18 protein-coding genes are annotated in these 21935 nt (G+C 46.6%); 7 read left to right on the plus strand and 11 right to left on the minus strand.

The features are described from left to right. Positions 1 to 9: 9 nt before the first annotated feature. Positions 10 to 540, minus strand: coding sequence for a DUF7935 family protein (locus tag NIAKO_RS04880; RefSeq protein WP_014217285.1), 531 nt, complete (start codon positions 538 to 540; stop codon positions 10 to 12). Between the two features lie 238 nt (positions 541 to 778). On the opposite strand from NIAKO_RS04880, the gene NIAKO_RS04885 reads away from it, so the two are divergent. Beyond that, the gene (locus tag NIAKO_RS04885; protein ID WP_014217286.1) at positions 779 to 1123 is read left to right on the plus strand and encodes a HesB/IscA family protein; all 345 of its coding nucleotides are present in this window, start codon (positions 779 to 781) and stop codon (positions 1121 to 1123) included. Positions 1124 to 1258: 135 nt separating this feature from the next. Next, positions 1259 to 1561, plus strand: a complete 303-nt coding sequence (locus NIAKO_RS04890; RefSeq protein WP_014217287.1) for a hypothetical protein — start codon at positions 1259 to 1261, stop codon at positions 1559 to 1561. A 40-nt stretch (positions 1562 to 1601) separates the two neighbouring features. On the opposite strand, the gene NIAKO_RS04895 is transcribed toward NIAKO_RS04890, so the two are convergent. From NIAKO_RS04895 to NIAKO_RS04905, 3 genes are read right to left on the minus strand one after another with little or no spacing between them, the layout of a single operon-like run. Continuing rightward, entirely contained in the window at positions 1602 to 2912 is a 1311-nt protein-coding gene (locus NIAKO_RS04895) for a carbohydrate porin (protein ID WP_014217288.1), read from the minus strand. 12 nt (positions 2913 to 2924) lie between these two features. Beyond that, positions 2925 to 3623, minus strand: coding sequence for a response regulator transcription factor (locus tag NIAKO_RS04900; protein ID WP_014217289.1), 699 nt, complete (start codon positions 3621 to 3623; stop codon positions 2925 to 2927). Between the two features lie 2 nt (positions 3624 to 3625). Next, the gene (locus tag NIAKO_RS04905) at positions 3626 to 4900 is read right to left on the minus strand and encodes a sensor histidine kinase (RefSeq protein WP_165761292.1); all 1275 of its coding nucleotides are present in this window, start codon (positions 4898 to 4900) and stop codon (positions 3626 to 3628) included. Positions 4901 to 5105: 205 nt separating this feature from the next. On the opposite strand from NIAKO_RS04905, the gene NIAKO_RS04910 reads away from it, so the two are divergent. Next, the gene (locus NIAKO_RS04910; protein ID WP_041346345.1) at positions 5106 to 5285 is read left to right on the plus strand and encodes a hypothetical protein; all 180 of its coding nucleotides are present in this window, start codon (positions 5106 to 5108) and stop codon (positions 5283 to 5285) included. 147 nt (positions 5286 to 5432) lie between these two features. Here NIAKO_RS04910 and NIAKO_RS04915 read toward each other — a convergent pair whose 3' ends face one another. The 3 genes from NIAKO_RS04915 to secDF form a co-directional block, all read right to left on the minus strand. Further along, positions 5433 to 6014, minus strand: coding sequence for a DUF1003 domain-containing protein (locus NIAKO_RS04915; RefSeq protein WP_041348004.1), 582 nt, complete (start codon positions 6012 to 6014; stop codon positions 5433 to 5435). Between the two features lie 237 nt (positions 6015 to 6251). Further along, positions 6252 to 9779: a trifunctional glycoside hydrolase family 18/polysaccharide deacetylase/glycosyltransferase family 2 protein gene (locus NIAKO_RS04920; protein ID WP_014217292.1), complete on the minus strand. Its 3528-nt coding sequence runs from the start codon at positions 9777 to 9779 to the stop codon at positions 6252 to 6254. Between the two features lie 319 nt (positions 9780 to 10098). Beyond that, positions 10099 to 13137, minus strand: coding sequence for a protein translocase subunit SecDF (gene secDF, locus NIAKO_RS04925; RefSeq protein ID WP_014217293.1), 3039 nt, complete (start codon positions 13135 to 13137; stop codon positions 10099 to 10101). A gap of 431 nt (positions 13138 to 13568) precedes the next feature. Here secDF and NIAKO_RS04935 point away from each other — a divergent pair, with 431 nt between their 5' ends. From NIAKO_RS04935 to NIAKO_RS04945, 3 genes are all read left to right on the plus strand, one after another. Next, positions 13569 to 14759: a pyridoxal phosphate-dependent aminotransferase gene (locus NIAKO_RS04935; RefSeq protein ID WP_014217294.1), complete on the plus strand. Its 1191-nt coding sequence runs from the start codon at positions 13569 to 13571 to the stop codon at positions 14757 to 14759. Between the two features lie 337 nt (positions 14760 to 15096). Continuing rightward, positions 15097 to 17112, plus strand: coding sequence for a glycoside hydrolase family 127 protein (locus NIAKO_RS04940; protein WP_014217295.1), 2016 nt, complete (start codon positions 15097 to 15099; stop codon positions 17110 to 17112). A gap of 185 nt (positions 17113 to 17297) precedes the next feature. After that, complete coding sequence (locus tag NIAKO_RS04945) at positions 17298 to 18260, plus strand: MBL fold metallo-hydrolase (protein WP_014217296.1); 963 nt, start codon at positions 17298 to 17300, stop codon at positions 18258 to 18260. Positions 18261 to 18397: 137 nt separating this feature from the next. Here the strand turns inward: NIAKO_RS04945 and coaE are convergent, their stop codons facing one another. The 4 genes from coaE to nusB form a co-directional block, all read right to left on the minus strand. Then, positions 18398 to 19000: a dephospho-CoA kinase gene (coaE, locus tag NIAKO_RS04950; protein ID WP_014217297.1), complete on the minus strand. Its 603-nt coding sequence runs from the start codon at positions 18998 to 19000 to the stop codon at positions 18398 to 18400. Positions 19001 to 19378: 378 nt separating this feature from the next. Beyond that, on the minus strand, positions 19379 to 19714 hold the full coding sequence (yajC, locus tag NIAKO_RS04960; RefSeq protein WP_014217298.1) for a preprotein translocase subunit YajC: 336 nt from the start codon (positions 19712 to 19714) through the stop codon (positions 19379 to 19381). Positions 19715 to 19794: 80 nt separating this feature from the next. Continuing rightward, positions 19795 to 20235 carry a DUF1573 domain-containing protein gene (locus NIAKO_RS04965; RefSeq protein WP_014217299.1) on the minus strand — a complete coding sequence of 147 codons (441 nt, stop codon included), beginning with the start codon at positions 20233 to 20235 and terminating at the stop codon, positions 19795 to 19797. Between the two features lie 40 nt (positions 20236 to 20275). Then, positions 20276 to 21256 (minus strand): transcription antitermination factor NusB, encoded by a 981-nt coding sequence (gene nusB, locus NIAKO_RS04970; RefSeq protein ID WP_014217300.1) that lies wholly within the window; start codon positions 21254 to 21256, stop codon positions 20276 to 20278. 337 nt (positions 21257 to 21593) lie between these two features. Here nusB and NIAKO_RS04975 point away from each other — a divergent pair, with 337 nt between their 5' ends. Next, positions 21594 to 21884: a co-chaperone GroES gene (locus NIAKO_RS04975; protein WP_014217301.1), complete on the plus strand. Its 291-nt coding sequence runs from the start codon at positions 21594 to 21596 to the stop codon at positions 21882 to 21884. Positions 21885 to 21935: the final 51 nt, after the last annotated feature.

Below are 21935 nucleotides of genomic sequence, written 5' to 3' on the forward strand. Positions count from 1 at the left end.
TGATGCTGACTATGACATTAATTTCTTGGCTTCATAGCTCAATACATCGGCTACCACGTTGTGCAGCGATGCCTTGGGCGATTGCATCAGCATTTCCAGAATGCTGCGGCTAAGGTCCTGGCCGGTGGCCTCGGCTGGCAAAAATGAAGAGATCTGGTTGACGATCATTATGTTCTGGTCCTTCAGGTTACGTACCGCTTCCCATGATTGCTGCGATACATAGATCTGCTGGGTAACATTGTATTCAAACTCAGTGCGAATGGTTTGGGTAAGCAATAGCTGCATATCGCGGGCGCTCAGTCCGGCAGTGGAGGTACGGCTGATTACGTTGGGCAATGCAATGCGGTCAACCAGTAAGATCAGGCGTTCATAGGCCTGTAATTGAAGCGGTTGGGTGGCCGGGGGAGCAGTTTTTGCTTTCTCGTATTGTTCCTCCAGCACTTTAGCCTCTTTACGTTGTTTCCAGAATAAAAAAGCCAGAACGCCGCCAAGCGTAAGAGCAATTGCAATTGAAATTACCATTTCAGTGGTACTGAGCATTCATTAGGTTTTAGGTGAGCAAAAATACAGTTCTTAGTACTAAGTTGCTTAAGAACAATAAACAAGGCTTCTGGAAACGAACAATATGCTGAATTAATTGTTTTTGTTATCAGTTTCCGGTTTTCCGGTTTCCGGGTCGAATAAAGAATTGGCCTTTATTACTGGTAACCGGCAACGGCCAGTTACTACCCGGTAAGCTCTTTTTATTGTAAATTTGCCTTATAAAATTGATGTAAGTATGGAAATGACAACGGCTGTTCCTGTGAGTTTTACTGCCGGCGCGCTCAATGAGATCCGCCGCCTGATGAACGCCCCTGAGTTCGACACCACCAAGTTTTTGCGGATTGGGGTAAAGGGTGGTGGTTGTTCCGGCCTGTCGTATGTGCTGGGTTTCGATGATAGACAAGCCGATGATACCGAGTTTGAATTTGAAGGACAATCCTTTATCATGAATAAATCGCACGCCATTTACCTGATGGGGATGCAAATTGACTGGGCCAATGGCTTAAATGCCCGGGGCTTTACGTTTAATAACCCCAATGCCAGCAAAACCTGCGGCTGCGGAACCTCTTTTGCGGTTTAAAAAAATATAGTTGTTTTATTGTATATTTGGTTATTCCTGCCTTTTCAGTACCAGCTTACTTCTGCAATCCGGGGATAATTAATGATGCGCATGTAGAATGGGTATGACTATTTATTACCATTAAAAATTTAAAGCATGCGCACGCTACTTAAAGTCACCATGGATGTGGTTGCTGCCAACAATGGCATTAAAGACGGTTCTCTTCCCAAAATGATGGAGGCTACCATGGAAAAATTAAAACCTGAAGCCGCCTATTTTACTGCTATGGATGGTTATCGTACTGCCCTGATCATATTCGACCTGAAAGATCCTTCGGAAATGCCCGCCATTTCTGAGCCCTTTTTTATGCATATGAATGCCAGGGTGGAAATGAGCCCGGTGATGAATGCCGAAGACCTTAAAAAAGGCCTGGCGACGTTACAGAGTATGCAGAAATAATAGACGCTATAAGAGCCCCCGCCGAGGGGGCTTTGCATTTTTACAACTGCAAATGCGCCCGCACCCCAATAATGTGCACCGGCCCGCGGTCTTTGTTGTAGGCGGGGTTTAACACAAACTGGTAATCGGGACTAAGTGATAAAAATATAACGGGAATGCTGAATTTGTAGTAGGTCTCAAAAATGGCTTCATGGCCATAGTTCAGGTTGCCATCACCGATAATAAAACCATACCCACCGGCTTTCAGGTAATTGCGGTGGGGATCTGAAATACCGTTTACCACTACAGCGGCGCCCCATTCATCTTTCTTTCTGGACCAGCTTGCGCCATTCCATACGATGCCACCGGACAGGGATTCGTCGATTTCGGTAAAGGCCCAGGTTTCATTTTGGCCATCATTCCAGCTTCCCCGTACAAAAATGCCGGCCTGGCTGGTGATCTCTTGTTCCAGTGAAACGCCAAACCCGTTCTTTGAGCGCGGATCGCCGCGTACGGCTACTATATCGGGCGGTATGGTGTTCTTTACCGCATCTTCATAGTTGCCCATTTTGGCCAGGTTATGGAATAATAACAGCCTTACAATGCCCGAACGGTCGTTGATGTGGAGGTTCTTTTCGCCCTCAACAGTAATGCCATGCGCTTTGCCGATGTTATTATCCAGCGTAGGGCCATTGGCATAGGTTGGCATTTGCGTCATGCTTGCCCTAACCGCCCATTCAGGGGTGTGATATTCCACTACTGCACCAATAGTATAACCGCGGGTGTTGGCGGGGTAATCCCAGGCGCCATAGCTCATCAGGCTCCAGTTCATGAACTGCTCACGCGGGTCGTGGCTGTAACTGTTGTTGTCGAAAAAGTCGGCAATGCTGAATTTACCGGCCCTGATGGAGATGTACCTGGCAGGGGTATGTTGTTGTATTTGGTTCAAATCGTCGGGGTCCCAGCTGGTTTCTTTACCAATGGCAAACTTCTGTTCCAGGAACAGGCGGGCAACATACAATTTCAGTTGTTTACTGCCTATGCGAAAGGTTTCGCCATTGGGAAAGCCCGCCACACCTGTAGCCGAACTCAATCCGCTGCCACCGGCCACTTCGGGATTAAAATAAATGCTCGCGTTCTTCCACAATCTTCGCCCGGCAAAAAAGGTGCTGGTAAAGGAAACCTGTCCGGGTTCCGATGTATGTAAACTGTTTTTACCGGTATAGTTTGCGGAAAAATCGGGATGGTACTGCCAGATGGAGGTTGCCTGTCCATGAAAGCTCCAGCCGCGGTCCTTTACGGAATCGCCGGGCGTTTGGGATAAAGCAAACTTACATACAGTGAGTAAAAAAAGGGTAGAAAGGATTCGCATATTTTGATAAGGCTAGCTCACTTCTGCATTGAAGCGGAATCCAACGCCGTGAATGGTTTCGAGAATAATATTGGGATCAGCTTTGAAGTACTTGCGTAATTTGGTCATAAACACATCCATACTTCTTCCCAAAAAATAATCGTCTTTGCCCCACACGTTCAACAACACCTCATCACGCTTTAAAATGTGGTTGGCATGCTCGCACAGAAACTTCAACAGGTCTGCTTCTTTTTGGGTAAGGGTAAAAGTTTCTGCGGCTGTATGTAATTTCAGATCGGTATAGGAAAACTTCATTTGTCCTATGGAATACTGCTGCACCAGGTCGGCATGCAGTTTTTTTGACCGGCGGATGAATACGTCCATCCGCAGCAGCAGTTCCTGCATGCTGAAGGGTTTGGTAATGTAATCGTCGGCGCCAGACAAAAACCCTTTTACTTTATCTTCTTCCATCGATTTAGCGGTAAGGAAAAGGATAGGGACCATATCGCTTTGCTGACGGATCTTGCGGGCTACCGTAAACCCGTCTTTATTGGGCATCATTACGTCGAGCAAACAAATGTCGTATTGGGTTTTATCAAACTTCTCAATAGCGGTTTGGCCATCGGGGCATAACACTACTTCATAGCCTGCGTCCTGAAGATTGTCTTTTATCACATATCCTAAAGACATATCGTCCTCGGCCAATAGTACTTTAACTTTTTTTGTAGCCATGATCAACTGTTTACAGATGCTGGAAGAATAAGCCTGAACTCGGTTCCAATACCAGGCAGGCTGTTTATTTTAATGGATCCGTGGTGGGCGTCGATGATCCTTTTTACAAAGTTCAATCCCAATCCAAATCCTTTTACATTGTGTACATCGCCGGTGGGTACGCGATAAAATTTCTTGAACAATCGTTTCTGGTATTTCTTTTCAATACCAATGCCATTATCTTTTACTGAAATGTAGATGTTTCCATCTTCATGACCTATTGAAATAATGATGTGTGGCTTTTCTGAGAATTTAAGGGCGTTCTCCAGCAAATTTACGACAGCCAACTCCAAATGCGCCCGGTCTGCATACAATTCAATATTCTGTTCTTCTTCTATCGGGATGTTCACTTCTGCCTTTTTCTCGTCAATCAGTGGTTGCATTTTGGCAACGGCCTGTTCTATCAGTTCTTTTAAGGTCACCTGTTTTTTCTGAATGGGCAGGTCTTTCCGGTCGCTGCGGGCAATCTGTAACAGGCGCTCTACCTGTTCCTGCAGGTGCTGGGTTTGATTCTCAACGATAGTGGCGTATTTACGCAAACGATCAGGCTGGGTAGCAATTTTATCATTCAGCAACACCTCGGCCGAAATTTTCATTACCGCCAGCGGGGTTTTAAATTCATGGGTGAAATTGTTCACGAAATCCTTCTGCACCTCGGCCAGGAACCGTTGCCGGTAAAAGAAGAACAGGATCACCGCCAACCCAATCAATACTACAAACAAAATGGCGCTGCTGATAAACCAGAAATTCATCTGCTGCAGCACGTATTTGTTGCGGTGGGGAAAATACAGCATCAGGTAACTATGGTTACGGTGATATACCGAAAGGTTAATACCTTCCGAACTATACCGCGAAGCTGCTGCATTGATGTATTTTGTGTAGGTATAATCCCTATTGCCGGCACTGTAATAACCCAGGTAGGCATCGGTGAGCACATCAAAATCGTTCAGTTCATGTTTCAGGTAAGAGGCAATGCTGTCTTCGGGATAATAGTTCTCTACCCTGAACAAATAATAATCGGTATTTGGGTGTTCAATTAAGTCCTGTAAATGGTTGGAGCGGGTGTCGGCAAGATCGATGTCTTCGTAAAGGCCCCGGATACTTTTTACAACGTTTGTATTAAAAGTTTTTTGCTCGAATGAATACACTTTATTCAGCCAGAACAACTGAACGGCAATTATCAGCATTATTAAAATGCTGGCTAAAAGCACCAGCCATCTGAGTGTTGATGAACGCATAAATTCTGATAAACTCCTGTTAGCAAATTTGCTATCCATTATGCTTACAATTTTTGTAATCTGGTTAAACGGATGTTAAGGAAAGTTACGGATTATGGGAGATTGTTAATCACCAGTTAAGCAGCCCAAAAAATTTTCCCCGGGTAGCACATTTGAATACTTTCACACCGTCAAATCATTCCCAAACAACCTTCAATATTCACTAATGAAAAAAGTTGTGTTACTCGCAGGTTTAGCTTTAATGACTGGATATGTTACTATGGCTCAACAACATCACCCAAAGAAAGATTCAACAGGTACAAAACCTGCTCATGTAAAAGAACCAAAAAAGGCTTCCGACACCACTCACCATGCTGGCGGAATGCACCACAATAAAAAGAATTAAACTAGGTCGGTTTCTTTAGGGTTTAAACGTCGCTCCGGGTGGGCGGCGTTTTTGTTTTTAGTACCCAGGCAACAAGGGAACAAGGCAACAAGGCATCGGGAGAAGGTGGATTTCCCTTGCCGCGAACAGCTCGTTGCCTGGTTGCCTTTATGCCTTTCCTCCCTTATCATTCCCATTGTGCTTCGTATTTTCCCTGATGATACTTTGCAATAACTTAATCTGCTCGGCCTGCGATTCTATCAGTTTTTTAAATTGTTCCTGCATCAGCAGGTCTATTTTCTGGTGCAGGGTCCTGATCTCGATCTCTGCTTTCAGGTTCACCACATAGTCGTTCTCGTTGCGTTTGCGGTCCTTTTCTTCCTGCCGGTTCTGGCTCATCATAATCACCGGGGCCTGAATGGCCGCCAGGCAGGAGAGCAGCAGGTTGAGCAGGATAAAAGGATAGGGGTCGAACCGGTCGCGGCTCACAATCAGCAGGTTAAAACCTATCCATAAAATCAACAGGGCCGCAAACCAGGTAATGAACTTCCAGCTTCCGCCAAAGCGGGCCACCTTATCGGCCAGCCGCTGGCCAAAACTAAGCTTTTCGGTGACTTGCTGTTGCGAAAGGCTCTCCAATAGCAACTTCTCCTGTTCAATAGACTGTAAAACGATCTCATTCAGCTTCTTCAGGTGATCGTTTTCGGTATTAAGCAGTTCACTGATATATTTTGCTTTTGCAGAATGCATGTTTTTATAGTTGATAGCGTTAATAAGGTTGATAGGGTTGATAAAGGCCGGGTCGCGGATTTCAGTTTCAGAATTCAGACTGCAAGTTACAGCGCTTAAACTGAAAACGGGTACCGGTTGCCCGATACCCGTCGCTGATTCACGGGGACTTAATATTGTCCTAACCTTCAAATAATACTTATTTCCTCTATCAACCCTGTCAACTCCGTCAACTTGTTAACTTTTCAACCAAATCCCTTATGCGACCTTATAAGCTCCTTTCGCCGCCTGCACGCTTCCTGTGCGCTTCAGTACACCCCAGCCCTGTAATTCGCCTTTAATCGCTTTCAGGTAGGCTTTGAACAATACTATCAGCATCAGCCAGCGGTATATAAGCCGTTGTGGTATTAACCATAACAGGCGCGATTTCTTTTCTTTTTCAAAATGAAAGGCCATTACCGATACCGCCACATCTACCAGCATGAATAACCCGTAATAAACCAGGATGTGGCCTGCGTTACCGGTAAGTATGCCAATCAGCATAAAGATATCTGCCACGGGGGCAAAGGCCGGTATAATGAACTGGAACAGCAGGATATTGGGGAACGCCGCCCAGCCCAGGGCCTTGCACTCTTTATTGAACAACACCTTGCGATGCTTCCAGAAGGTTTGCATTACCCCAAAGCTCCAGCGAAACCGTTGTTTTATGAACATCTTTACCGATTCTGGCGCTTCGGTAAACGCCAGGGCCTCGTGTTCATTGGCAATGGTATACCCCTGCCGCAAAATGCGTACACTCAGGTCGCAGTCTTCAGCCAGGGTATCGGTGGTAAACCCGCCGGCGTCCTCAATGGCCTGTTTGCGGAAGGCCCCAATGGCGCCAGGCACTACCGTAATGGCATTCAGCCAGGCAAATGCTCTGCGGTCGAAGTTCTGGCTGGTAATGTACTCGATACTTTGCCAGCGGGTGAGCATGTTCACCAGGTTACCCACTTTTACGTTACCGGCTACGGCGCCAACGACGGCCTCCCCCCGGCCCCCTCCGGTGGAGGGGGAGCCAGATACCTCGCGACTAATAGCTTCGGGATCTGAATGCAAGAGTTGGGTGTTGCCAAACTCCTCCCCCACCGGGGGAGGCTGGGAGGGGGCCAAATGCCTCATCATCTTAGGTATAGCATCGGGATGCAGGTGCGTATCGGCGTCGATGCATATTACATACTCAGCTTTCGATTCTTTTATCCCAAAGTTCAGGGCCGATGCCTTGCCGCCATTGGGTTTGGTAAATACTTTTACCCTGGGATGGCCTTTAAAGGCATCGTGTATTTTTTCATATGTACCATCCTTACTGCCATCATCAACAAAAATGATCTCTGTATTGGGCCAGTTTGTTTTTAATAAGTTGTGTACCGAGTTAACGGCATTCACGGCCTCGTTGTAAGCAGGTACAATGATGGATACCAGCGGGTAATTGGTGATCGCGGGCCATACCACTAGTTTTTCCCTGCGGCGTTGCCGGGTGGCCAAAAAGGCCAGGAATGTCAGGCGGGCCATAGACAATACAATGAACACCACAAACAGGAAGAACAGGATCTTGCCGGCCCAATACCCCGATTCGGCCAGCAGGTAATTCAATTGTACCAGGTAGTAATCTTTGCCCTTGGGCACAGCCGGCATCAGCTCGGCTTTTTTCTTACCCAGCAGATCAGCAATTGTGGTGAACTGGTAGCCCCGGCTTTTAAAATATTCAATAATGCGGGGCAGGGCCTTGATGGTTTCACTGCGGGTATCGCCCCCGGCATCGTGCAATAAGATAACGTTACCGCTTAACCCGGCAGCTGTAAGGTCCTGTTTGCGTTTGATGGTCCTGGCTACAATGCTGTCTGCAGTTACGCCAGGTTCCCAGTCTAGCGGGTCAACGGATTCCCCTACATCCAGGTAATTCTTGGTGCGGGCAATGGCCACAGGCAACAGCTCTTCCATTTTCTCCGGTTCAAAATCGGCATTGTAAGGCGCCCTGAACAGGATGGTGGAGTGGCCGGTAATACATTCCAGCAACAGGCGGGTGCTTTCCATTTCAAGCAGCGCCCGTTTGGGTGAAATCTCTGCCACGTTAGGATGGGTAAAGGTGTGGTTGCCCAGTTCGTACCCTTCCTTATACATACGTTTTACAATGGGAATATTTTTCTCGGCATTGATGCCCACCAGGAAGAAGGCGGCAGGTACTTTTTCTTTTTGCAGAATATCCAGCACCTGGGGTGTCCAGGTGGGGTCGGGACCATCGTCAAAAGTAAGCACCAGTTTTTTAGGGTCGGCGGTACCGTATTTTTTAACCACGAACATGCTTGGCAGGCTATCGTAACGTTCTTCGCTGATGAGCATATCGGAGCTGTCTATCTCAGGCGTAATTTTGCCATCCACTGGTGTGCTCAGGATATCCAGGATCTCGCCTTCACCCATATAATCCACATCGTTGCTCGATTGTACACGCGTAAATTTTTTAAAGTCGAAGTTAGCCAGCGCCTGTTTTTCCATGTCCTGGTTGTAGAACTTCCAGATGCGGCTGTCTTCACTGCCCAGGCGCCACAAGGCGGTGCCGGCCAGTCCATATTCAGTAGCAAAACGCAGACTGTTAAACGTGCTGGCCGCATCCATAAAATAAACCTGGTGCGGTTTATCATCATCGTCGTAATAACTGTAATGAAGGTTGTATGAGTTGTTATCGAAATCGATAACCCCTTCCGATTCACGGGCGGTAGACAGGGCCTGCTGATACGTGATGTTGGTAGCAGCGCCATGCTGCGGCCAGTCGTACCCATATGCCGCCAGCGACAATATCAATTTGTCGGAGGGGATCTTGCGGGCCACTTTATCAACAGCACTCTCTATCCATTGCTGGTGGGCAATAGGGCCGGGACCGGTATGATCGGCATACTGGTCGTACGCCATCAAAAAGATGTAGTCGTTGTATTTGGCCAGTTCGTCATAATTGTAATCTTCGTTGAAGGGCGAAATATCCTGGGTTACCAGCAGGCCTTTTGCGTGCAGGCGGGTATACAGTTCTTTCTGAAAGGCCACCAGGGGCTCATCTGAATCTTCCTTCAGTTCTTCAAAGTCAACGTTCACCCCAATAAAATGATTCTTTTCAAGGATGTTGATCACATCGTTGATCAGCTTTTCTTTTTTGGCCGCGTTGGTAAGAATGCGGTGTACCGGTTCGCCCAGAAATTCAGTTTTATAGTTGTTGGAGAGAATAGGCATAATGGGCACGCCGCTTTTTTTCATGATGGCCAGCGCCCGGTCATCTACCGAAGTGGTAATGGTATCGGCCTTGGGATCAATGAACATCCATTCAGGGATCACCAGGTTGAGGTTGGAAATATTCCTTTGCAGCGAATAGAACGATTGCGGGTCCCAGGCTACATAAAAGGCGGAACGGATACCACAGGGAAACCGGTTGAACGAGGGATAAGCCGGTGGCAACTGGTATTTGGGAGCGGTAGGCGCCAGCAGGGCGGCTTTCTTTTCCGCGGCTTTCTTTTCTTTATGTCTGATGTATTTCTCAAAACCGGGCGCCCATTTTTTTGAAATGGGTACATCGTTTTTGTCGGGAAGGCCATTGGTTAATTGCGCCGTGTTCTTATTCAGGTTAGGAATGGCGGGTGTATAAACCTGGTTCAGCGCTACGATCAGCACGGTGGCTGCGAAGATCAGGCCCAGTAGCAAGAAGAGTAGGGTCCACTTGAACTGGTTCCATCGGGTGGATGAATTGGTCTGGAAAATTTGCATACATGTCGGTTTAGTCAGGTGATTGGTCTATTTAATGCACCTTATGAATGCAAAGTTGGTAAGAGGATAAATGTTAAAATAAGCGTTAACCGCCGCTTAACTGTTAATTACTCGTTAAGCGTATGTATGTGACTATTAATGAGCTGTTTAGTTCAATGTTTTAAGTTGAAAGTTATAAGTTGATGCTTCGGGGTGCTAAGTTTCAGTTAGCAGGTTCGTAGGTTATTTCTCTGCCCTCTGCCCTTTGCCCCGCTTCTTAAAACTAAAAAAAGCCCCCCGTTACCGGAGGGCCCATATAAAGAATCAACTTGTTCTAAAATTATGCTTTATTCGTCACAGCCGCTTTGGTGGCGGTTGTTCCTGTTTTGGCAGCAGGAGCGGGTTCACCCAGCGGTTTGTCTTTGGCAAAGTCGATGAGGATCGGCGCAGCTACAAAGATAGAAGAATAAGTACCGGTAATAACACCGATCAACATGGCGAAGGCGAAACCTTTGGTTACTTCACCACCTACCAGGAACAGGATGAGGATGGTGAGGAACACGGTGAGCGACGTCATAATAGTACGGCTCAGGGTATCGTTGATCGCTTTGTTAATAATGGTTGTTTTATCGGCGCCGTGCATGGTATGACTGTATTCGCGGATACGGTCGTACACGATCACGGTATCGTTCATGGAGAAACCAATCACCGTCAGAATCGCAGCAATAAAGTGCTGGTCAATTTCAAGCGGGAAGGGCACCACATCTTTCAGGAACGAGAACACTGCCATGGTTACCAGTACGTCGTGCAACAGGGCTACGATGGTACCTAAAGAGTATCTCCAGTCGCGGAAACGGATGAAGATATAGATGGCAATGATCAGCATTGACCAGAAAGTAGCCCATTGAGCGCCTTTCTTAAGGTCATCGGAGATGGTGGGGTTCACCTTGTTACTACCTATCAGTAAACGGGTGTTGAAATCCTGCTGGGTAGTGCCTACAGGTAAGTAAGATTTCAACCCATTGTATAAAGTGCTTTGTACAGCTGAATCCACTGTTATACCGGTTTCGCTAACGCGGTAATCGGTAGTGATGTTCAGTTTATCAGGACCGCCATATGTTTTAATGGTAGGTGTGCTGCCGAAGGTTTTTTCCAGCGAATTCCGGATCTCTTCAGCATTCACAGACTTACCAAAATTCACTACATAGCTTCTGCCGCCGCTGAATTCAACACCGTATCTGAAACCGTGGAAGAAAGAAGCTACACCCAGTAATAATACCACTGCAGAAATGCCGTAGGCAACCTTGCGGTACTGGATAAACTTGAACGCCGCGTGTTTGAAGATGCGTTTTGATAAACCGGTGAAGTATACGAAGTGTCTGTTCTTGTTGGTATAGAAATCAGTGATCAGGCGTGATACCAGGATACCGCAGAACAACGATAACAAAATACCGAGGATCTGGGTAGTGGCAAAACCTAATACCGGGCCTAAACCATAAATGAACAGGATGATAGCGGTCAACATGGTAGTGATGTGGGCATCGAGTACCGGTGGTAATGAACGCAGGTAACCGGCTTTAACGGCCTGTGCGTAGGTATTACCTTTTGACAGCTCTTCTTTAATACGTTCAAAGATGATTACGTTGGTGTCTACCGCCATACCAATGGTCAACACCAGACCGGCAATACCGGGTGCTGTTAACGTGGCATTCAGGGCGCTCAGTACGCCGATGGTAAACAACAGGTTCAGTATCAGGGCGATGTTGGCTACAATACCGGCGGTATTATAATATACCAGCATCAGGGCGAAGATCACGATAAATGAAATGGCGAAGGCCATAATACCGCCATGTACAGCTTGTGTACCCAGGGTAGGACCAACCACCTGTTCCTGAACGATGATAGCAGGTGTTTCGAGTTTACCTGCTTTCAGGATGTTGGCCAGGTCATTGGCTTCCGTGATAACCAGCTGCTGGTTTTTACCGCCAGAACCCATGGTTACGCGGGAGTGGCCGCCTTCGATCTTTTGAATTACGTTAGGGGCGCTGTAAACGATGTCATCCAATACGATAGCAATTGGGTGACCTACATTTCTTCCGGTAAGGGTAGCCCAGTTTCTGGCGCCGGTGGGGTTCATTTCCATGGCAACGGCCACTTCATTGGTAACCTGGTCAAACTCCTGGCGGGCATCTTCAATAGCGTCGCCTTCCAGAAAAGCTTTGTCTCTGCCGGGAATGGTTTTGATCGCATACAAACGGAGAAAATTGCTCAGTTTACCATCATCGTCGCGGTCTTGTTTACCCCACAGGAATTTAATGTTTGCAGGGAAATTGTTGCGAACAACCGGCAGGCTCAGGTATTTATTAACCGCTGCAGTATCGGCTAAAAGGGCTGCACCCAGTGAAGGGGAGTAGCTTACTTTGCCGGTATTGGGGTCCTGTTGCGGAGGAATGAATTTGATTTTACTAACCAGCAGGTTTTTGGCAGTAGTATCTTTTTTAGCAACACCATTTGAATCTGTAATAGTAGCGGCCATGTACTCGTCGAGCGATTTAGCTGCTGTCATTACAGAATTAGACAATTCTTCCAATGTGTATACTTCCCAGAATTGCAGGTGAGCGGTTGATTGCAGGTATTTGCGAACACGGTCTGGATCGCTGGCGCCGGCCAGTTCCACGGTGATGATACCTTTATTTTCATCGAGGTTGATGTTGGGTTGCGCCACGCCAAACTGGTCAATACGGTTACGCAGCACCTGGTAGGTCTGTTGCATGGCGGCATTGGCCTGTTCGTGAATGTAGTTCAACACTTTGCTGTCAGTAGCATCGCCGCTCAGTTTGTTATTGGCGTTCACAAACAGGGGAGCCAGTCTGGCGCCCGGGTTTTGTTCGTGGTAAGAATCAGCAAACAGGTCGATAAAGTTTTTATCGCTGTTAAGCTTTTTTCTTTGCGCATCGGCGATAGCGTTCGTTAATCCTGGGTCTTTTTGGTTATTAGCCAGGTTTTTAACAAGGCCGTCCAGGGCAATATCCATCGTTACGTTGATACCACCTTGCAGATCGAGACCCAGCAACAATTCGCTTTCTTTCGCTTTCTGGTAAGTTTGACCCCACCAGGTAATTTTTTTGTCTCTTGTAGCAGTCAGCAAGCTATCGAGATAAGCGTCATGTGCGTTGTCCACGGTATCCTTGTAATAGGCGCGGGCTTCAGTGTTGGAGGGGTACTTCTGTTGAGGAGTAAGGGGATAGGTCCGTTTTACATACATCTCCGCTTTCTTACCCATTTCTTTTTCGTGCTGGTTTACGAACCAGGTAAAGGAAAGCTGGTATAAAGAGATCAGTATCAACAGACCTGCAAAAATGCTAACCAGTGCTCTCATTGGATTGTTTCGATTTATTTTTTTAGAGTTGGCAAAGATAGTGTTTTCGGTCAGGAAACAATACCGTTACAGGTTACAAGTTACAGGTTTCATGAGTATTCGGGCCCTTTAGGGGGCCATTTCGTTTGTAAAAACGCCTTTTAGGGGTAAATATGTATTCCGGGCAGGAGAAATAGGTACAGATAACCTCATTTAACGGGGTTGCAGCGCAAACGGCGGGCTGGTTTGGGAGCCTGGCAGATGAGAATTTTGCAGATTGTATAAGTTTTTTGCCTTCAGAGCCGGTAACCTGAAACCGGCAACCTGTAACAGCCCATGACATTTTCAATTTTTCAAATTTTCAACCCCGGGCATTTTCAACCAAGCACTTTATCACATTTGCAGTACTTTTGCGGCACAAAAAAACTACCAACCTAATTTTAGTTATTAGTATGCAACTATCATCCCGTTTACAGTTATTCAACGAGCCGGAAACATTGAAGATGGCTAAGTTGGGCCGTGAATTGCGCGCCAAAGGTATTGATGTGATTGACCTGAGCCTCGGCGAACCAGATTTTGATACGCCAGAGCATATTAAAGAAGCTGCCAAGAAGGCAATTGATGAGAACTGGAGCCACTATACCCCTGTTGCCGGTTATCCTGAATTGCGTGAAGCGGTTTGTACCAAACTGAAGCGTGATAATAATTTGTCATATAAGCCTGAAAACATCATTGCTTCTACGGGCGCCAAGCATAGCCTGGCCAATGCCGTATTTGCAACTGTAAGCAAAGGCGACGAAGTGGTGATCCCTACTCCTTACTGGGTTACCTATTCCGAGATCGTGAAACTGGGCGAAGGCGTGGTGAAACTGGTTCCCACCAAAATTGAGAACAAGTACAAATTAACGCCTGCCGAACTGGAAGCAGCGATGAGCGATAAAACAAGGTTGTTTATCTTCTCTTCACCCTGTAACCCCAGCGGCAGCGTATACAGTAAAGCAGAGCTGGAAGGCCTCGCCGGCGTATTCCGCAAATTCCCTAATTGTTATATCCTGTCTGACGAAATTTATGAATACATCAATTTCGTAGGCAAACACGAAAGCATTGCGCAGTTTGAAGACCTGAAAGACCGCGTGATCGTATTGAACGGTTTGAGTAAAGGTTTTGCTATGACCGGTTACCGCTTGGGTTACCTGGCTGCACACCCTGATGTAATCAAGGCCTGTGAGAAATTACAGGGACAGTTTACCAGCGGTACCAACAGTATCACCCAACGTGCTGCCATCACCGCACTTACTACCGATCTGAAACCTTCTATGGAAATGACGAAGGAATTTGAACGTCGTAAAAAACGCGTGATGGAGCTGATGAAAGCTATCCCCGGTTTAACTTTCCCCGAGCCGGATGGTGCTTTCTACGTGTTCCCAACCGTTAGCGCTTTCTTTGGGAAGAGCGATGGCGAAGAAACCATCAAAGATGCCGATGACCTGTGTATGTACCTGCTGAACAAAGCACACGTAAGTACCGTTACAGGCCGCGCCTTTGGCGAGCCTCAGGCAATCCGCATCTCTTTTGCCAACAGCATGGAGAAAATCGAAGAAGCCTGGAAGCGGATTACTGCAGCCTTGGCTAAGTTGAAATAAGTTGACGAGTTGACCCGTTGACGGGTTGATGAGTTAATAAGTTATATATGACCCTCCCGATGCATCGGGAGGGTTTTTTGTTTGTTGAAACCTGACGCCAGTGCTGCTATTAAGCTACTGTTGCGTCGCAGTATGTTCGTCGTTCAGTAATTCTATTCAGCAATTCTCGTATGTGATAAAGCATTTATATTACTTGTTAACTGGTTAACGGGGTAACTGGTCAACCTTTCAATCAGCCAACTGAACCAGTTCTTAACCAATATTAATGTCTATACGACAATTACATTATCCCTATTCGTTTTTACCGTATATTTAGTACACTAAAACGAGCGCTTCCATGCTAAAAAGATCACTGTTTGCTTTAAGCATCCTGGCTGCCAATGCGGTAATGGCCCAACCCAAAAAAGACTATCCCGTACAGGCGGTAAATTTCACCGCCGTTCACTTTACCGATAATTTCTGGTTGCCGCGGATGAAGATCAACCACTCCGTTACTATTCCGGCTTCGTTTGCCCGTTGTGAAAGCACCGGCAGGATAAAGAACTTTGAAATGGCCGCTGCCCATAGCGGTAAGTTCTGCACTACATACCCCTTCGATGATACGGATATCTACAAAACCATTGAAGGCGCTTCCTTTTCATTAAGCCTGTTTCCCGATAAAAAGCTGGAAGCCTACATAGATTCCTTAATAGACAAAATAGCCAAAGCACAGGAGCCTGATGGCTACCTGTATACTGCCCGTACCATTGACCCAACATCGCCCCATGCCTGGGCTGGCCCCGAACGCTGGGTAAAAGAACGCGAGCTGAGCCATGAGCTGTATAACTCCGGTCATTTGTACGAAGCGGCTTATGCGCACTATTATGCCACCGGTAAAAAGAACCTGTTGAATATAGCCCTGAAAAATGCTGATCTCATTTGTTCGGTGTTTGGTCCCGATAAGCGGCACGTAGCACCGGGCCACGAGATTGTTGAAATGGGACTGGTGAAGTTGTACCGCATTACCGGTAAACCTGAATACCTGCAAACCGCGAAATTCTTTATTGAAGAACGCGGTCATTACGACAAATACGATGCTAAAAGCAAAGACCCCTGGAAGAACGGCGCCTACTGGCAGGATGAGATCCCGGTAGTTGACCAGCGCGAAGCGGTAGGGCATGCCGTTCGGGCCGGCTACCTGTATTCGGCGGTGGCCGATGTAGCGGCCCTCACCGGCGATGAAAAACTGTTGCAGGCCATTGATTCCATCTGGGAAAATGTAGTTACTAAAAAGATCTATGTACAGGGCGGGCTGGGCGCCATTCCTTCCGGCGAACGTTTTGGTGACAACTACGAACTGCCCAATGCCACGGCGTATAACGAAACCTGCGCCGCCATTGCCGGCGTGTACTGGAATTACCGCATGTTCCTGTTGCATGGCGACTCTAAGTATATGGATGTGCTGGAAAAGATCCTGTACAATGGCCTCATCAGCGGAGTAGGCCTCGATGGCAAATCATTTTTCTATACCAATGCTATGCAGATCAAAAATGACTTTGCTCACCACAGCATGGAACCGGCACGGTCTGGCTGGTTTGAATGTTCGTGCTGTCCTACCAACCTCACCCGGTTGATCCCATCTATTCCAGGCTATGTATATGCCCTGAAAGACGATGCGGTGTATGTAAACCTGTTTGTATCGGGCAATGCGGCCATCCAGGTACATGGCAAGCCGGTGAATATTGTGCAGCAAAATAACTACCCCTGGGATGGGGCGCTGAGTTTTACGGTATCGCCGCAAAAAAGCGATGCCTTTAGCCTGCTGGTGCGCATTCCGGGTTGGACTGGCAACCAGGCCATCCCTTCTGACCTGTATACTTTTAATGACAGCCAGCGCGCAAAAGTGGCTATTTCAATAAACGGCCAGCCGGTTGACTATACCGTTGAAAAAGGCTATGCGGTGATAAAACGCACCTGGAAAAAAGGCGATGTGCTGAAGGTTGACCTGCCCATGGAAGTGCGCCGGGTGGTGGCCAACGAAAAAGTAAAAGACGACCAGGGCAAAGTAGCCCTGCAACGTGGGCCGTTGATCTATTGCGCCGAATGGGCCGACAACAATGGCAAGGCGGCTAACATCCTGCTGCCGGCCGATGCCAGTTTTCAGGCATCCTTTAAGCCCGACCTGCTAAATGGGGTGGAAGTATTGCAAAGCAACCTGCCGGTAATAAACGTTGATGAAAAAGCTCAAACAGTATCAACCACCCGAAGAATGGTAACCGCCATCCCTTATTACGCCTGGGCCAACCGGGGTAAGGGGGAGATGATGGTGTGGTTTCCGGTAAAAGTGAAGGATGTTGATATTATCGGGCAATAGCTATAAGGAAGGTTCAATTGCAATAAACTGGCATGCTAAAAGCCGAAAGCCTAAAGGTCAAAGCAAATACATTTTTTTTGCTTTGACCTTTAGGCTTTAACCTTTGGGCTGTATTCTATGGCATACAATTTTATTTACTGGATAGATTACCAGAACTATTCTTTCCATTTATAAAATTGAGACTCATGAAAAGCGGAACAGTAAAATCAGTAATCGACGTCAACTGGTTTACAGTAGCACCAGGGGTATGGGGCCTGCGTGATGGTTATGTAAACGTATACTTAATACATAATGCCGTTGAGAAAAAGTGGGTGTTGGTAGATGCCGGGTTAAAACGGTCGGCTTTAAAGATCAAAGAACTGGCCGAATACCTCTTTTGGCCCGACTCCAAACCGGCAGCCATTATTTTAACGCATGGCCACTTCGATCATGTGGGCGCGGCACAGGAGCTGGCGAATGATTGGGATGTACCGGTGTTTGCCCACCTGATGGAAGTACCATATTTGTCAGGAGCATCGGCTTATCCGCCTCCCGATCCCTGGGCTGGCGGTGGTTTGTTGTCGGCTATTTCGTCGGTTTTCCCTGCCGGACCCATCAACATCAGTGAACATCTTCAGATCCTGCCCGATGATGGCAGTCTGCCTTTTTTACCAGATTGGAAATATATTCATACGCCGGGTCATGCTCCGGGACAGATCAGTTTATGGCGGCGGCGCGACCGTGTACTGCTGGCGGGAGATGCTTTTGTAACCACCCGGCAGGAGTCGGTTTGGTCGGTAATGCGGCAAACCCGCAAGCTGACTGGTCCGCCGAAGTATTTTACGTACGATTGGGCCGCTGCGGAAAAGTCAGTGAAAACGCTGGCGGTGCTGGAACCGGAGATCGTTGCCACCGGTCATGGCCTGCCGATGAGGGGTGAAGAAATGCGGAAAATGCTCCACAATCTGGCAGATAACTTTAAAGAACTGGCAGTTCCCTTACATGGCCGCTATACCCGCGAGCCGGGCATTGCTGGCACCGAAGGGGTTACGTATGTACCGAAACCTGTAAATAAGATTACGCCTATAGTTGCAGTAGCAGCCGGAGCGGCAGTGTTGGGTTTAACGGCGTGGTTGATATACCAAAGCAGGAAATCGGAATCGGAATAGAGAAATGAAGAATTAAAAATGAAAAATGAGGAATGAGAAAGTAAAGAACGTAAAATATGGAATATCGAATCCCGACGAAGCATAGCTTGCCGGGATGCCGACCGCAAGCGTCGGCATATCCACTGACAACTGATCACTCACCTGCCTGTTGCCTTGCTCAGAGTTATCAACTGCTCATGTAAAGCAAGCACCTGCGGTATCACCGCCTGCAATTCATCATTAACAATAACAAAATCGCATAACCGCATTTTAATAGATTCCTGGATCTGTTTGCTCATGCGGGCGAGCACCTGTTCGCGGGTAGAACCATCGCGTTTCATGGCCCGTAAAATACGCAGTGGAGTGGGGGCCGAAACTCCGATAATATAATCATGCTGGTTCTGGGTACCGCTTTCAAAAATAATGGCCGCTTCCTTAATGACATAAGGCGTGGTTTGTTTGGCCATCCATTCTGCCGCATCACGAATAGTAGCAGGATGCACCAGCGAATTCATTAACTCCAACTTTTCTTTATTATTAAATACCTGGCTGGCAATATAGGGCCTATCGAGCTGGTTGTTTTTGTAGGAAGAAGGCCCAAAATGCTGAATGATCTGCTGGCGCAACTGTTCGTCTTCATTCATCAGTCGGCGGGCTGCTTCATCGGCAGAATATACCGGAATGCCGAGTACTTCAAATACTTTGGCCACAGTGCTTTTGCCACTGCCAATACCGCCGGTTAAACCAATTCGTAATGCCATAGGGGGCAAGTTAGGAAAACAAGGCATAAAGGCAAAAGCCTAAAGCCTAAAGCCTAAAGCCTAAAGCAAAACGCAGTATTCGCTTGTGGCTTGTATTTGCTTTTAGCTTTCAGCTTTCAGCTTTCAGCTTTCAGCTTTCAGCTTTCAGCTTTCAGCTTTCAGCTTTCAGCTTTCAGCTTTCAGCTTTCAGCTTTCAGCTTTCAGCTTTCAGCTTTCAGCTTTCAGCTTTCAGCTTTCAGCTTTCAGCTTTCAGCTTTCAGCTTTTAGCTTTCAGCTTTCAGCTTTCAGCTTACAGCTTTTAGCCAGCCTCACCACAATAAAAAAAGGCAAGTCTTTTAACAAGACTCACCTTTGAATATGTTAAGCCGAAACCGGGCCTTATTTAGCTGGCGTAGTAACCGCTGTCTTATTTACATTAGCGGTCATCTCCATAGAGATAGCGCTTTTTTCAATCTTTAAATAGCTGCCTGGGCTGGTTTCGATATCGATGGTGCCATCTTCGTTCATTTTATTTACACGGCCATGGATACCGGCAATAGTAACGATTTTGTCGCCTTTCTGTAAATTCTCCTGGAATGATTTGGCCTGTTTTGCTTTTTTAGCCTGTGGACGGATCATAAATAACCAGAATACGAGGATCATACCTACTAAAAGAACCAACTGCATGTATCCGGCGCCGCCACCTGTAGCCTGCAATAAAATAACTGCTGTCATTGTTTTAATTTGAAAATGTGAAAATGAACAAGAGCGCAAATGTAAGAAAGCCCGTTGCTCATTTTATATATAAAATAATATTATTTACTTGCTGCCTTTTCTACATCAACATCAAAATGCACGGTATGGTTCTGGGTGCCTTTGGTATTTGCTTCTATATAAATGGCCTTGTTGTTGTGTCCTTCCTTGCCCTGGCTGTTGAAGGTAGCTTTGATGGCGCCTTCTGCGCCCGGTGCTATCGGTTCTTTGGGCGGTTCGGCGGCTGTACAACCGCAACCTGGTCTGATTGTACGGATAATCAACGGTTTATCGCCAGTGTTCTTGAAACGGAATGATACATCCAACTTTTGCCCTTCTGTGATCTTACCGTAATCCTTTGTTGAATCTATCCATTCAATCGTCGTGAATTTAGTACTGTCGAACGCTTCTTTAGGGATCACAGGGGTTCCCGGAGGCGTTTTATCTGCATAGTCGCAGCCGATAAAGGTGGCTGCAGCTATAAAGGCCAATAAGTATTTCATCAAGGGATAAATTTTTGCAAATCTAATCAAAGCAAGTTAATCAGGAAGGTTTATTCGCTGATTGCTGTGGCTGTGTACCATTAGGGGTGAATGCCACTTTATGCATCTGATTGTCCCGCACCAGGTCTTTATGAATATTATCCAGAATACCATTTACAAACTGACCACTTTGCGGGGTGCTGTATTCCTTCGCCAGGTCAATGTATTCATTAATGGTAACTTTCGGGGGAATGGTTTCAAAGAACAGGAATTCGCACACGCCCATCCGCATTAAGATCATATCCAGGGAGGCGATACGGTCAGGGTCCCAGTTCTTGAGTTTAGGTTTAATATATTGCAACGCCAGCTCTTTCTTTTCCAGCGTGGTTTGCAGCAGATTTTTGGCAAACTGCCATTTTTCCTTGCTCAGCAATTCCTGGAAGTTGTAGGCGGAAGGTTTGTTCAGGAAGTTCTGCATCAGCACTACCAGCATGTCAGCATCATCGTCCCAGTTGCTGAAATACTCTTCAATATAACTGGTAAAAATCTCATTGGGTAACAGCAGGGTGTTGAAAATGTACTCCAGCATTTCTTTTTCGTCTTTCTTATCCCTACCCTGTACGGCAATATATTGCTGGTATTTTTCCGATTCACTCAGTTCCTGGTAGATCTTTTTCAGCATGTCCTGGTCAACCCAGCCTTCAGGTTTGTCGTCTTTAACGGCCTGTTTGTAGGAAGGGAGCTCAAGGATCTTCCACAGTAATTCGTTACCGGCTAATTTAATATTAACGTTAAGGTCTTCTTTCGTAGGCAAGTGTTTGGAAGCGCGGTTGCGGGCATCGGTTTCCGCGTAACGGGCCACTTCTGTAACAAAGTGGATCAAATAAATAAAAAGCGAACGGGTTTGATCAAAATGCTTCTGTAAAATCTTCACGGTATCAACTGGCTTGGCAGGTACTTCGCCACCTGATTCTGCGATCTGACTTTCTACAGAATAAATGGTTTGCATAACCTTCACACGAATGTTTCTTCTGCTGATCATTTTGCAAGAACTTGTTTTTGAGGGCACAAAGCTAAACGATTTACAGGGTACCCCCAAAATCGTGTTTATCATCTTTTCTATCTTACCAATTTCTTGTTTAACGACAATTTATTGGGTTAGAAGGGATTGAGTGCTGCAAAAATGACACATTAAAATCCGATAAACGGGGCCGCTCTTTTCATTTTTCTGCCATAGTTTGCCAAAAACCCTGAAAAAATGGCCTTTAGCAAAGGATTGGTATAAAATTCGTTTACTTTTGCCGCCCGGCTTTTTGGCAGGCCAAACCAAAAACCGGCACCTCACATCAACATCATCTAAAATCAAAAATTAATACACTATGGCTAAGAAAGTAGAAGCTATAAATGTTACCCCGCTGCACGACAGGGTAATTGTTCGCCCGGCTAAAGCGGAAGAGAAGACCGCAGGTGGTATCATTATCCCCGATACTGCAAAAGAAAAGCCTCAACGTGGTACGGTTGTAGCAGCCGGTCCTGGTAAAAAAGATGAGCCGGTTACTGTAAAAGTTGGTGATACAGTTCTGTATGGCAAATATGCAGGTACTGAGATCCAGATCGAAGGTGACGACCTGCTGATCATGCGTGAAAGCGACATTTTAGCTATCGTATAGTCAATATGCTGATTAGCTCAGCGCTAATAGGCTAAGTAAAACAAAGAATTA

Origin of the sequence: Niastella koreensis GR20-10 (assembly GCF_000246855.1) — a bacterium.
GTDB lineage: Bacteria > Bacteroidota > Bacteroidia > Chitinophagales > Chitinophagaceae > Niastella > Niastella koreensis.

Bases quoted from the DNA above. Each gene is read 5' to 3' on its own strand.
- NIAKO_RS04890 (WP_014217287.1), top strand. From the start codon at position 1,259: ATGCGCACGCTACTTAAAGTCACCATGGATGTGGTTGCTGCCAACAAT.
- NIAKO_RS04915 (WP_041348004.1), bottom strand. From the start codon at position 6,014: ATGCATTCTGCAAAAGCAAAATATATCAGTGAACTGCTTAATACCGAA.
- yajC (WP_014217298.1), bottom strand. From the start codon at position 19,714: ATGACAGCAGTTATTTTATTGCAGGCTACAGGTGGCGGCGCCGGATAC.
- secDF (WP_014217293.1), bottom strand. From the start codon at position 13,137: ATGAGAGCACTGGTTAGCATTTTTGCAGGTCTGTTGATACTGATCTCT.
- NIAKO_RS04945 (WP_014217296.1), top strand. From the start codon at position 17,298: ATGAAAAGCGGAACAGTAAAATCAGTAATCGACGTCAACTGGTTTACA.
- coaE (WP_014217297.1), bottom strand. From the start codon at position 19,000: ATGGCATTACGAATTGGTTTAACCGGCGGTATTGGCAGTGGCAAAAGC.
- NIAKO_RS04905 (WP_165761292.1), bottom strand. From the start codon at position 4,900: ATGCGTTCATCAACACTCAGATGGCTGGTGCTTTTAGCCAGCATTTTA.
- nusB (WP_014217300.1), bottom strand. From the start codon at position 21,256: ATGATCAGCAGAAGAAACATTCGTGTGAAGGTTATGCAAACCATTTAT.
- NIAKO_RS04910 (WP_041346345.1), top strand. From the start codon at position 5,106: ATGAAAAAAGTTGTGTTACTCGCAGGTTTAGCTTTAATGACTGGATAT.
- NIAKO_RS04965 (WP_014217299.1), bottom strand. From the start codon at position 20,235: ATGAAATACTTATTGGCCTTTATAGCTGCAGCCACCTTTATCGGCTGC.
- NIAKO_RS04920 (WP_014217292.1), bottom strand. From the start codon at position 9,779: ATGCAAATTTTCCAGACCAATTCATCCACCCGATGGAACCAGTTCAAG.
- NIAKO_RS04885 (WP_014217286.1), top strand. From the start codon at position 779: ATGGAAATGACAACGGCTGTTCCTGTGAGTTTTACTGCCGGCGCGCTC.
- NIAKO_RS04895 (WP_014217288.1), bottom strand. From the start codon at position 2,912: ATGCGAATCCTTTCTACCCTTTTTTTACTCACTGTATGTAAGTTTGCT.
- NIAKO_RS04880 (WP_014217285.1), bottom strand. From the start codon at position 540: ATGCTCAGTACCACTGAAATGGTAATTTCAATTGCAATTGCTCTTACG.
- NIAKO_RS04935 (WP_014217294.1), top strand. From the start codon at position 13,569: ATGCAACTATCATCCCGTTTACAGTTATTCAACGAGCCGGAAACATTG.
- NIAKO_RS04975 (WP_014217301.1), top strand. From the start codon at position 21,594: ATGGCTAAGAAAGTAGAAGCTATAAATGTTACCCCGCTGCACGACAGG.
- NIAKO_RS04940 (WP_014217295.1), top strand. From the start codon at position 15,097: ATGCTAAAAAGATCACTGTTTGCTTTAAGCATCCTGGCTGCCAATGCG.
- NIAKO_RS04900 (WP_014217289.1), bottom strand. From the start codon at position 3,623: ATGGCTACAAAAAAAGTTAAAGTACTATTGGCCGAGGACGATATGTCT.